Annotated in this window: 11 protein-coding genes; 9 read left to right on the forward strand and 2 right to left on the reverse strand. The window is 43.9% G+C overall.

Features of this window, described 5'->3' with window-relative positions; genetic code table 11:
• Positions 1-78: 78 nt before the first annotated feature.
• A complete protein-coding gene (locus J4N44_RS03180; RefSeq protein ID WP_005447618.1) occupies positions 79-1149 on the reverse strand; it encodes a succinylglutamate desuccinylase/aspartoacylase family protein in 1071 nt (356 codons plus the stop codon).
• Positions 1150-1479: 330 nt separating this feature from the next.
• Here J4N44_RS03180 and J4N44_RS03185 point away from each other — a divergent pair, with 330 nt between their 5' ends.
• Positions 1480-2019: a DUF3332 domain-containing protein gene (locus J4N44_RS03185; RefSeq protein WP_005447616.1), complete on the forward strand. Its 540-nt coding sequence runs from the start codon at positions 1480-1482 to the stop codon at positions 2017-2019.
• Between the two features lie 97 nt (positions 2020-2116).
• On the opposite strand, the gene J4N44_RS03190 is transcribed toward J4N44_RS03185, so the two are convergent.
• Positions 2117-3589 carry an aminoacyl-histidine dipeptidase gene (locus J4N44_RS03190; protein WP_009697714.1) on the reverse strand — a complete coding sequence of 491 codons (1473 nt, stop codon included), beginning with the start codon at positions 3587-3589 and terminating at the stop codon, positions 2117-2119.
• Between the two features lie 460 nt (positions 3590-4049).
• Between J4N44_RS03190 and vcdP the strand changes: the two genes are divergently transcribed.
• The 8 genes from vcdP (at position 4050) to nrdR (ending at position 11672) form a co-directional block, all read left to right on the forward strand.
• On the forward strand, positions 4050-4136 hold the full coding sequence (gene vcdP, locus J4N44_RS28250; protein WP_017188447.1) for a small protein VcdP: 87 nt from the start codon (positions 4050-4052) through the stop codon (positions 4134-4136).
• A gap of 486 nt (positions 4137-4622) precedes the next feature.
• Positions 4623-5912 (forward strand): NCS2 family permease, encoded by a 1290-nt coding sequence (locus J4N44_RS03195; protein WP_005447607.1) that lies wholly within the window; start codon positions 4623-4625, stop codon positions 5910-5912.
• A 342-nt stretch (positions 5913-6254) separates the two neighbouring features.
• Positions 6255-6719 carry a xanthine phosphoribosyltransferase gene (gpt, locus tag J4N44_RS03200; protein ID WP_005447605.1) on the forward strand — a complete coding sequence of 155 codons (465 nt, stop codon included), beginning with the start codon at positions 6255-6257 and terminating at the stop codon, positions 6717-6719.
• A gap of 90 nt (positions 6720-6809) precedes the next feature.
• Positions 6810-8057 carry an esterase FrsA gene (gene frsA / locus J4N44_RS03205; RefSeq protein WP_009697716.1) on the forward strand — a complete coding sequence of 416 codons (1248 nt, stop codon included), beginning with the start codon at positions 6810-6812 and terminating at the stop codon, positions 8055-8057.
• A 118-nt stretch (positions 8058-8175) separates the two neighbouring features.
• On the forward strand, positions 8176-8565 hold the full coding sequence (gene crl, locus J4N44_RS03210) for a sigma factor-binding protein Crl (RefSeq protein ID WP_005447601.1): 390 nt from the start codon (positions 8176-8178) through the stop codon (positions 8563-8565).
• Positions 8566-8687: 122 nt separating this feature from the next.
• Positions 8688-9827 carry a glutamate 5-kinase gene (proB, locus tag J4N44_RS03215; protein WP_005447599.1) on the forward strand — a complete coding sequence of 380 codons (1140 nt, stop codon included), beginning with the start codon at positions 8688-8690 and terminating at the stop codon, positions 9825-9827.
• Positions 9828-9844: 17 nt separating this feature from the next.
• Positions 9845-11095, forward strand: coding sequence for a glutamate-5-semialdehyde dehydrogenase (locus J4N44_RS03220; RefSeq protein WP_038898513.1), 1251 nt, complete (start codon positions 9845-9847; stop codon positions 11093-11095).
• A gap of 127 nt (positions 11096-11222) precedes the next feature.
• On the forward strand, positions 11223-11672 hold the full coding sequence (gene nrdR, locus J4N44_RS03225; RefSeq protein WP_005424846.1) for a transcriptional regulator NrdR: 450 nt from the start codon (positions 11223-11225) through the stop codon (positions 11670-11672).
• Positions 11673-11675: the final 3 nt, after the last annotated feature.

Below are 11675 nucleotides of genomic sequence, written 5' to 3' on the forward strand. Positions count from 1 at the left end.
GTAGGGGAGTGAATGTGTCTATCTTTTCGCCACAAAAAAGCCCAGATGAATTTCTGGGCTTTCAGTTTATGCAAAAACTTATTGCTGAGTTTCTAGCGGAATTTGCCCTGTCGTGACTTGATCAACATCGAACTCCGTTAGCTCTTCAATATAGCTTTCTACGGTTTGTTCAACGACATCATCGTCTTGTTTGAAGTAAGCAATGTGGAAGATTGCATCACCTTCGTTAACTAGAGGCAGTGTTTGCTGACCGATCACGATACCGCCTTTTGGTGCAACCAGTTCAAGTTCGTCGTGGCCAAGAGGCGAGCTGATGTATGCGAGTGTTTCACCTTCTTCAACTTTGTCACCTAGGTTCACGACAGTACGCAGAATACCGTTACCTGATGCACGTACCCAACTGGTGGATTTTGCGATAATTGGCTCTGGTAGCTTTTTGCGGCTTGCGCGAAGCATGCCGATGGCTTGCATGACGCGCTGCACGCCAAGTACACCTGCGCTGATAGATAGAGGGTCAAAGCGCAGAGCTTCACCAGCTTCATAAGTTAGCACTGGGATATCGCATTTTTCAGCTTCACTACGCAAAGAGCCATCACGCAGTGCCGAGTCTACGATCACTGGTGTGGCAAACGCTTTTGCGATTCGCAGTGTTTCTGGATTACTCAGGTTCGCACGGATCTGCGGTAGGTTAGTTCGGTGAATCGCACCCGTATGAAGATCCAAGATGTAATCACAGCGTTTGGCGATATTGTTAAAGAACCCATGCGCCATGCGAGATGCCAATGCACCTTTTTCGCTTCCAGGGAAGCAACGGTTTAGGTCGCGGCGGTCCGGTAGGTAGCGTGACTTATGAATAAAACCAAATACGTTCACAATAGGAACCGCAATCACGGTGCCTTTCAGCTTTTGCGGATCCAGTTGGTTGATCATCTGACGAACGATTTCTACGCCATTAAGCTCATCACCATGGATCGCCGCATTCACCATTAGCACGGGACCTTCTTGTTTACCGTGGATGATTTCCACAGGAATAGAAAGTGGTGAGTGCGTGTAAAGCTGTGCTGCTTCAAATTCGGTTTCTAGTCGTTGTCCTGGTTGTACTTGATGCCCGAGTAGCTCAAATACTTTGCTTTTTTTACTTCTGGCCATAAACCATCTCTGTCAAATACGTTAGCAACAATGTAACAACTGGTTCAAAATCACACTAATCATTCTTCTTTAGGTGACGAAAAATAATTTTTATTGAAAAGATTAAAGTTTCACCAGATGTATGAGTTGTGTAAGCACATTGGGTTAATTTCTGTGTTTATTGAGTGGCTGTACGCTGTGTTTTAAAGTAGCACATTCATCGAGTAAATAAGGCTGTGTTAAATTTAATACTCATATTTTTTTGAAGAAAAACTGACTTTTACCTATGGTTTTAATCCGCTAATATCCCCGCCGAATTTTTGACCTAATACTATTTAACTAGAGGTTTTGATGAAAAAGGCGTTCGCTAAAATTGGCGCATTGACTGCAGTCGCAGTTTCTCTTTCTGGCTGTGTGGGCAGTAATGCAGTGACAGGTTACGTAATGGGCTTTAACCTAAAAGCAGTAGATAACCGTTACGCTCGTGGTGGTCTAAACATGCTTTTGGCGCCTGTTTATGGTGTTGCTGTTGCAGCGGATTACATCGTATTCAACTCTCTAGAATTCTGGACTGGTAAAAACCCACTAAACGGTAAGCCACACATCTTTGATACCAAGATGGATACTTACATCGACGTGAACCACCAGTTAGACAAATCTCTAACGACTGCACCGATCGGTCCTCTAACGCACAACCGTGTTATCGAGCAAGGTCAAATGCAACAGATCGACGAGAACACCGTTCAGATGGACATTACATACAACAACGGTGACAAAGCGACACTAATGGGCGTTCGTGAAGGTGACTTCGTTACTTACTACATCGATGGTGAAGTGGTTGCTAAAACTTCTATGGATGAGCTAGCTGCATACGCGCAAACTCGCGCATAGTTTGCGATACTCTTGTTATAAAGAGTCTGTAATAAAAAGCTCACAATAAAAAAGGGTGCCGAGGCACCCTTTTGTGTTTTTCGCGTATTGTTTTGAATTACGCTTTTTCAGGAATGGCTTCAAGAAGCGCAACCATTTGGTCCCAGAACAGTTGAACGGTATCGATCTTCACTTTCTCATCTGGAGAATGAGGGAACTTGATGGTTGGACCGAAAGAAACCATATCCATGTTCGGGTAAGGTTCTTTGAACAGACCACATTCAAGGCCTGCGTGGATAACCATGATATTTGGCTTGTGACCGTAGATGCCTTCGTACATATCACGGAAAATTGCCATGATCTCTGAATCAGCATCTGGTTTCCAGCCTGGGTAAGCGCCAGAGAATTCAATTTGAGCACCAGCCAGTTCAGCGACAGATTGAAGCATACCTTCAACTTGGCTACGACCTGAGTCGATCAGGGAACGAATTAGGCATAGAACGGTTACTTTGTTCTCTTCTGTTGTGATAACACCAACGTTAAGTGATGTTTCAACCACGCCTTCAACTTCATCACTCATACGCATTACACCGTTTGGACAAGCGTTCAATGCTGCGATGAAACGTTGTTGGTCTGCAATCGCAAACACTTGTGCATCTGTTGCAACTTCTTCGTTGAAAGTCACGATGTCTGTTTCAATTTTACCAAGCTCTGTTTTTAGTAACTCAGTGTAGTAGTTGAACAGTTCCGCTAGTTTATCTTGATTTTCTGCCGGTAGTGCTACAGTTACAAAAGCTTCACGAGGAATCGCGTTACGTAAACTACCGCCACGGAATTCAACCAGGCGAAGATCCAACTCTTGCGCGTGACCAGCGAGGAAGCGACCAATCAGTTTGTTTGCGTTACCGCGACCTGTATGGATGTCACAGCCAGAGTGACCGCCTTTTAGACCTTTCAGTGTTAGTTGACGAGTAATAAAGCCCGCTGGAATTGCGTCACGAGTAATATCGAAGGTCATTGCGCCATCGATACCTCCTGCACAACCCATGTACACTTCGCCTTCTTGTTCTGAGTCTGTATTTAGAAGGATATCGCCTTCCAACCAGCCAGCTTCAAGACCAAATGCACCTGTCATGCCTGCTTCTTCATCAATAGTCAGTAAAACTTCAATAGGACCGTGCTTGATCTCTTTAGAAGCAAGTACAGCAAGACAAGAAGCCATGCCGATGCCGTTATCTGCACCTAGCGTTGTGCCCTTTGCTGTTACCCATTCACCATCGATGTATGGCTGAATTGGATCTTGAGTGAAGTCGTGATCAGTGTCTTCGTTCTTTTGTGGCACCATGTCGATGTGTGCTTGAAGCACTACACCTTTTTTATTTTCCATACCTGGTGTCGCAGGTTTTTTAATGAACACGTTGCCAGTTGGATCGCGGCGTACGTCAAAACCTTGCTCTGTTGCCCAAGTAACAATGTACTGTGCTAGAGCTTCTTCATGTTTTGAAGGGTGAGGGATTGAACAAATCTTATCGAAAAACTGCCAAAGTGGAGCAGGTGATAAGGTACTGATTTCAGAATGGAATTCAGACACGGAAGACTCCTTTTGATGTGCTTTGCCAAATTTAAACCGTAAATTTAATGGGTGTTTAGCAGTAAATGCTAATCGGTATTGGCTTGGAATTGCCCTCAGCATACCACCAGAAAAGCGGTTCTAGTAGTTGTGGTGAAAAGGATTTGCCCTAGAACTGTCACAGATTATGAACACAACGTAATACACCAATGCAACGAGCTTAGTATGTTCTGAAAGTTTGTTTAATTTTTTATTTACTAAACTGTAATTTAATTACAGTTAATTCTTGATGAAGGTCAATTTATTAAGTTTTTGTGATTCTGGTCACTAAAATGCTTGTAATTAAATTTCTGGGTGGTATATTTGTAACCAGCTTCTGAGAGAAGAATGAAATGCTCAAAGGATGAGTCCGTTTATCGCCTCCAAGGAACTGAGAAATCAACCAAATTAACAGTATTAATTGATTTAGAAGGTGATATTTATGAAAGGTTTACCAAGTGCAATGTTCTGGAACAGCAAATCTGTTTACACCGGTAACTTTGTATACCCAACAAGCTTTGGTTACTAATTGAAGCCAACGCATGTGACTCGAACAAGTTTGTTCACCCCTATAAATTGGAATTTTTTTTCAGTGCATAGTGCTGACATGATTCACCGCCACTCAAATTGAGTGGCGTTTTTTTATCTTCTGATCCCAATCTCGCCTATTTTATCGCCACCAAGCTTCAATTCTCCGATTGCTTATCTCACTTGTTTCATTTTCTGACCAATTCTTTGGGTATTTAGCGTCCAAAACGATGACTTTGCGTTTGAAAGTTTAATACATTGCTCAGTTTATACACATACGTTTGTTTTCAGTACAAGTTCGTTAGTCATTGTTTATTAAGACCTAAATTTATTTGCTGTTTAAAACGCTAGCGAATGGGTTTCATATCCCAAGAAAAAAATCCCTTTAGAGTGAAGATTCTATCTGGAATTTGTTATTTGATAACTTTATAATTCGAGCCAATCGATTACGCAACCGTTTACTTTTTACCTTTTACAGGATTCGATCATGCTCGAAAGGCTCTTTAAACTTAGTGAAAATGGCACCAATGTGCGCACTGAGATCATCGCAGGTGTTACTACCTTCCTAACTATGGCTTACATCATCTTTGTAAACCCAGCTATCCTTGCAGATACAGGTATGGATCGTGGTGCCGTGTTCGTTGCGACGTGTCTTGCTGCCGCTATTGGCTGTTTCATCATGGGTTTAGTAGCAAACTACCCAATCGCTCAGGCTCCAGGTATGGGTCTAAACGCGTTCTTTACCTATTCCGTTGTGTTGGGCATGGGTTACACATGGCAAGTCGCGCTAGCAGCAGTATTTGTTTCCGGTCTGCTATTTATCGTCTTGAGTGTGTTTAAGATTCGCGAATGGATCATCAATTCGATTCCACTTTCTCTTCGTACTGGTATCTCAGCAGGTATCGGTCTGTTCCTTGCTTTCATCGCACTGAAAAACGCAGGTATTGTTGTAGATAACCCAGCAACGCTAGTTTCAATGGGTAATATCACTTCTCTACCATCTGTACTTGCAGCGATTGGCTTCTTCATGACGATTGCATTGGTTCACCGTGGTGTGAAAGGTGCGGTTATGATCGCAATCCTAGGCGTAACAATTCTTGGTCTGATCTTTGGTGACGTTCAGTGGGGCGGCATCATGTCAACACCACCAAGCATCGCGCCAACCTTCATGCAGCTAGACTTCTCTGGCTTGTTCGAAGTAGGTATGATCTCTGTAGTATTTGCTTTCCTATTCGTTGACTTATTCGACACTGCAGGCACGCTAGTTGGTGTTTCGCAAAAAGCGGGTTTGACTGACGAAAACGGCAACATTCCACGCCTAAATAAAGCGCTACTTGCAGACTCAACAGCAACATCTGTCGGTGCTCTACTAGGTACATCAAACACGACGTCATACATTGAGAGCGTTTCTGGTGTAGCCGCTGGTGGTCGTACAGGTCTAACTGCTGTGGTTGTTGGCGTATTGTTCCTTCTTGCTCTATTGTTCTCGCCACTAGCGGGAATGATTCCAGCTTACGCAACGTCTGGTGCACTATTTTACGTGGCTATCTTGATGCTTTCTGGTCTTGTTGGCATCGACTGGCGTGACCTAACAGAAGCGGCTCCTGTTGTCGTAACGTGTTTGGTTATGCCTTTGACTTTCTCTATTGCAGAAGGTATCACGCTTGGTTTCATTGCTTACGCTGCGATCAAACTGTTCAGTGGTAAAGGACGTGAAGTCTCAATGAGTGTATGGGTTATGTCCGCTATCTTCATTGCGAAGTACATCCTAGGCTAACTCTGACGATTAAAAGAAAAGCCAGTGTGGGCACTCGTTCACACTGGCTTTTTGTTTGTGGGCTTTTACTGGAGGGGAATTTCTCCTTGTTTATGGAGCATTTCTTCTCAAATTCATTCCCTTCTTTATTTTGCCGTGTTCACTGAATTCGATTTTTCTGCGTAATAGACGGAGAATTTTGATATCAGCGTTGGTATTAATCATGGGTTTCGGTAGAATAATCGTTTGCGTAGCTTGAAACCCCCATTTCCTCTGGTGTGGGAAATCTAGATTGATGAGTCCATTTCAGCGCCATCAGCTAGGTCACGGGGATGCATATTTTGAAATTATTAGGTTATTACAATGAGTAAAAAATTCATTATCACTTGGGATGCGATGCAGTCTTACTGCCGTGAACTGGCTGAGAAACAAATGCCAGCTGAGCAATGGAAAGGTATTTGGGCGGTAAGCCGTGGTGGCTTGGTTCCTGGTGCTATCTTGGCTCGTGAGCTAGGTATTCGCTACGTAGATACAATTTGTATCTCAAGCTACGACCACGATCATCAACGTGACATGACAGTGCTTAAAGCGCCAGAAGGTGACGGTGAAGGTTACCTAATCATTGAAGACCTAGTAGATAGCGGTGATACAGCGCGTAAACTTCGTGAAATGTACCCGAAAGCAAAACTGATTGCTGTATGTGCTAAGCCTTCTGGTAAAGAGCTACTTGATGACTACGTAGTAGACATCGCACAAGACACTTGGATCGAGCAACCTTGGGATATGTCTATCCAGTACGCTGAGCCAGTAAATCGCAAGCAAAAATAAGTTTGCACTAAGAATATTGAGAAATGCCCCTTTATAGGGGCATTTTTTTTATTATTATTACGCTATTGCAACCAGCCTAGAGTTCTTCCTATGTCAGAAGACGTCAGTAAAAACCTCTCCGAAACTTTGTTTGTCAAACACAAACAAGCGAAAGAAACCTCTGCACTTACTCAATACATGCCGACCAGCCAAAAGATTCTTGATGAGCGAGAAGAGCATGAAGATCGTGCTTGGTATCGTCATTTGAGACGTCTTCAATGGGCGTGGCAGGGCTTATCTCCTATCGAAATGGAAGGGGTACTTTCTAAAATCGCGTCATCGAATCATTCTCGTACCGAAGATAAATGGCTTGATACGGTCATGGGTTACCACGGTGGTAACTGGACGTTTGAGTGGATTAAGTTAGGCATGGAGCATCAACGCCGCGCGAATGAAATGAAGGGGGAGGAAGCGGCTGATGAGCTGTTTACGGCTTCATTGTGTTTTAGCATTGCAGGCTATCCACATTTAAAGAATGATAACTTAGCCATTCAAGCACAGGTATTGGCGAACAAAGCGTATTCAGAAGGCTCAGAAAAAACTAAATACGTGATCAAGCAGATCGAAGTGCCTTACCAAAAACGCAAGATCATCGCGAACCTACATCTTCCTCGCACAGATAAACAATTACCAGTTGTAATGGTCAGTGCTGGTTTGGACAGTTTGCAAACGGATATGTGGCGCTTGTTCAGAAACCACTTAGCTCCAAAAGACATTGCGATGGTGACTATTGATATGCCGTCAGTCGGTCATAGTTCACATTGGCCGCTGACTGAAAACTCCAGTTGCCTTCATCAAGCGGTTTTGAATGAACTGTATTCTCTACCTTGGGTTGATCACCACAAAGTTGGATTGATTGGCTTCCGCTTTGGCGGTAATGCCATGATTCGTCTTTCGTTTGTTGAGCAAGAAAAGATCAAAGCTTGTGTGGCTTTGGGAGCACCAGTGCATGATCTGTTTACGTCGCCTAAAAAGTTGCAGCAAATGCCGAAGATGTACCTTGACCTATTAGCGTCTCGCCTTGGTAAGAGTGCTGTTGACATCAATAGCATGGCCGGACAGATGATGGCATGGTCACTCAAGGTACAAGGTTTCCTAAGTAGCCGTAAAACTAAGGTGCCAATTTTAGCATTGAGTCTCGAAGGGGACCCAGTTTCACCTCATAGTGATAACCAGTTGGTAGCACTGTTTAGCCAGTACGGACAAGCCAAGAAAATCAGTTCCAAGACAATTACAAAAGGTTATGAGCAATCCCTCGATTTAGCCATAAAGTGGTTGGAGGACGAATTATTAAGATGACAAATCTCCTAATTTAGTTAAGAGTGATATATGTGAGCAAAAAATAAGCTCATGATAATTAAAAATAATAATCATTCTTGGATAGCTAAATATCCTTACTATGGAAACGGAGATTCTTATGTCAGAGACGACACAAGGGCCGACTCACTTTCGCTTGATGTCAAAGTTGAAGGCGATAGGTCCGTACCTGCGCGAACCACAATCACAAGAAGGGCACTACTATTTTGACTGTCTATCTGTCTGTGTAGACGACAAAAAGTCACCTGAGAAACGTGAATTTTGGGGCTGGTGGATGGACTTGGAGTCCATCGAAGGTGGCTTTACGGCAAAATACCATATTGGTAAATACAACAAAGAAGGGGAATGGACCTCAGAACCATTACCAAATAAGGTAGTAGAGGAAGTGTACTTGACACAAAGTACCTTCCATCAAAAGCTTATTGATACAGTGGCTGAGCATTTCAAACTGGAAGTGGAATATCACACCGAATCGTTTGATTTCGCCTAATTTGGCTGTTTTCTTCCCTGATAAGACAAAAAGGTGCGTTTTCGCACCTTTTCTGCTTGTTAAATCCCCATTTGATTGCTAAAACATCCACTCTTTATTTGTTTTTCATTTCAGAAGACATCATGACAACGAATCAACAGAATGCAGTTGTTTCACAACCACAGACCGTCGTTGTGAAACTGGGTACAAGTGTGCTGACAGGCGGCACTTTGGCGTTAGACCGTGCTCATATGGTAGAGCTGGCTCGTCAATGTGCTGAGCTTAAAAAACAAGGCCATTCAGTAGTAATGGTTTCGTCTGGTGCGATTGCAGCAGGCCGTGAGCATCTTGGATACCCCGCACTGCCCAACGCGATGGCGAGCAAACAGTTGCTTGCAGCCGTGGGTCAGAGCCGTCTGATTCAAACATGGGAGTCTTTGTTTGGTATTTACGGTATCAAAATTGGTCAGATGCTACTGACTCGCGCTGATTTGGACGATCGTGAACGTTTCCTTAACGCACGTGACACCATTAATGCGTTGGTTGCGAATGACATTATCCCTATCGTTAATGAAAACGATGCTGTCGCAACAAATGAAATCAAAGTAGGTGATAACGATAACTTGTCTGCTTTGGTGGGGATTTTGTGTGGTGCAGACAAATTGCTGCTCCTGACTGATCAAAAAGGTTTGTTTACCGCAGACCCGCGTAAAGATCCGAATGCTGAGTTGATCAAAGAAGTGAAAACTATCGATGATACTTTGCGTAAAATTGCAGGTGGTAGTGGCACAACGCTAGGTACGGGCGGCATGGCAACCAAACTTCAAGCGGCAGACATAGCTCGCCGCGCTGGTATTGAAGTTATTATCGCCGCTGGTAGCGCACCAAATGTTATCTTTGACTCATTGAGTTCAGAGCCACAAGGCACACGTTTCCTACCGTGTTCTGAAGCACTAGAAAACCGTAAGCGTTGGATCTTAGCTGGTCCTGCGGCGTCTGGTGACATCATTATTGATGACGGTGCCGTTAACGCGGTTGTAGGTAAGGGCAGTAGTCTGCTTGCGAAAGGCGTTATTAAAGTAAGTGGTGATTTTGCTCGTGGCGAAGTCGCCCGCGTGACAAACTCCCACGGTAAACTGGTTGCTCGTGGTATCAGTGCCTACTCAAGTGAAGACCTAGCGAAAATTGCAGGTAAGCACAGTAAAGATATCATCTCTATTTTGGGTCATGACTACGGCTCAGAAGTGATTCATCGCGATGATCTTGTCGTCATTCAAGAATAGAAATTGAGGGAAGCAAAGTGGATTTAACGAATATGGGTAAAGCTGCCAAAGATGCAGCTTTCGAATTGGCGACAGCGTCAACCGCACAAAAGAACCAAGCACTAGCCATTATCGCCGATGAGCTAGAAGCAAATGCAGCAACTATTTTGGCTGCAAACGCAAAAGATATTGAGTTAGGTCGCGAAGCGGGTCTAACGGATGCATTACTTGACCGCCTTTTATTGAATGAAGAGCGCTTAACGGGTATTGCTAACGATGTTCGTAATGTGATCAGCCTTAACGATCCTGTGGGCAGTGAAATTGACAGCAAAGTGCTAGAAAACGGCATGTCTCTGTCTCGTCGTCGCGTGCCACTTGGTGTAGTTGGTGTGATTTACGAAGCGCGTCCGAATGTAACCATCGATATTGCTGCTTTGTGTCTAAAAACAGGTAATGCAAGCATCCTACGTGGTGGTAAAGAGACATTTTTCTCTAATATGGAGCTGGTGAAGGTTATCCAATCGGCACTTGCGAAAGCAAACTTGCCAGCGGCTTCTGTTCAGTACATCGAAAAACCGGATCGTGAGTTGGTTTCTCAATTACTTAAGCTAGACGACTACGTCGATATGATCATTCCACGTGGTGGCGCTGGTCTACACAAAATGTGTAAAGAGAACAGCACCATTCCAGTGATCATTGGTGGTTTTGGTATTAGCCACATTTTTGTTGATGAATCAGCAGAGCTAGAGAAATCACTCAATGTTGTTGAAAACTCAAAAGTTCAACGTCCGTCCGCATGTAACTCGCTAGATACTTTGCTGGTTCACGAGAATATCGCTGCGCAGTTCCTGCCAATGATCGTAGAGCGCATGAACGAAAACGTAACTTTTGTCGCAGAGCCAAAAGCAAAAGCACTGATGGCACAAGCGAAACAAATTCGCGATGCGGGTGAAGGTGATTTTGATACGGAATGGCTAAGTTACACGCTAGGTGTAAAAGTGGTTGCTGATGTGAAAGAAGCGATTGATCACATGCGCGTTCACAACGCGAGCCACTCAGATGCGATCATGACAAACAGCCTACAAAACTCAGAATTGTTCATTAACTCTGTCGGTTCTGCGGCGGTTTACGTAAATGCCGCAACACGTTTTACTGACGGTGCTCAGTTTGGTTTAGGTGCCGAAGTTGCGGTATCAACTCAGAAACTGCATGCTCGTGGTCCTATGGGTTTGGAAGAACTGACCAGCTACAAATGGGTTGGTAAAGCGAACTACTTAGCACGCAGTTAACAGAAACCGTTTGATATTGATTGAAAAAGGGGCAGCGATGCCCCTTTTTGTTTTCTCTAACATAGCAATTCCGCTACACTAGTCTTGCTTTTGGGACGAACCCAATTGCAAGCTATTTGGAGGTGATATGCATTGTCCTTTTTGTTCTGAGAACGACACAAAAGTAATTGATTCACGCTTGGTTGCTGATGGGCATCAAGTGCGTCGTCGTCGTCAATGCCTTGCGTGCAGTGAACGTTTTACAACGTTTGAGACCGCAGAGTTGGTGATGCCGAAAGTGATTAAATCTAACGGTAACCGTGAACCATTTGATGAAGATAAAATGGTTGGTGGTATTCAACGTGCCTTAGAAAAACGTCCAGTCAGTGCTGACTCTATTGAGCTAGCCATCAGCATGATTAAGTCCCAACTGCGTGCAACTGGTGAACGTGAAGTACCAAGTGAAATGATTGGTAATTTGGTTATGGATCAATTGAAAGAGCTGGATAAAGTCGCTTATATCCGCTTTGCATCAGTTTATCGTAGCTTTGAAGACATCCGTGAATTCGGCGAAGAAATTGCTCGCCTAGAAGACTGATTG

The sequence above is a fragment of the Vibrio sp. SCSIO 43155 genome (assembly GCF_023716605.1).
Lineage (GTDB): Bacteria > Pseudomonadota > Gammaproteobacteria > Enterobacterales > Vibrionaceae > Vibrio > Vibrio harveyi.

What these genes read in the sequence shown, in the direction of transcription:
- frsA (WP_009697716.1), top strand. Translation starts at nt 6,810, where the DNA reads ATGTCAGAAGACGTCAGTAAAAACCTCTCCGAAACTTTGTTTGTCAAA.
- J4N44_RS03180 (WP_005447618.1), bottom strand. Translation starts at nt 1,149, where the DNA reads ATGGCCAGAAGTAAAAAAAGCAAAGTATTTGAGCTACTCGGGCATCAA.
- proB (WP_005447599.1), top strand. Translation starts at nt 8,688, where the DNA reads ATGACAACGAATCAACAGAATGCAGTTGTTTCACAACCACAGACCGTC.
- nrdR (WP_005424846.1), top strand. Translation starts at nt 11,223, where the DNA reads ATGCATTGTCCTTTTTGTTCTGAGAACGACACAAAAGTAATTGATTCA.
- J4N44_RS03185 (WP_005447616.1), top strand. Translation starts at nt 1,480, where the DNA reads ATGAAAAAGGCGTTCGCTAAAATTGGCGCATTGACTGCAGTCGCAGTT.
- gpt (WP_005447605.1), top strand. Translation starts at nt 6,255, where the DNA reads ATGAGTAAAAAATTCATTATCACTTGGGATGCGATGCAGTCTTACTGC.
- vcdP (WP_017188447.1), top strand. Translation starts at nt 4,050, where the DNA reads ATGAAAGGTTTACCAAGTGCAATGTTCTGGAACAGCAAATCTGTTTAC.
- J4N44_RS03195 (WP_005447607.1), top strand. Translation starts at nt 4,623, where the DNA reads ATGCTCGAAAGGCTCTTTAAACTTAGTGAAAATGGCACCAATGTGCGC.
- crl (WP_005447601.1), top strand. Translation starts at nt 8,176, where the DNA reads ATGTCAGAGACGACACAAGGGCCGACTCACTTTCGCTTGATGTCAAAG.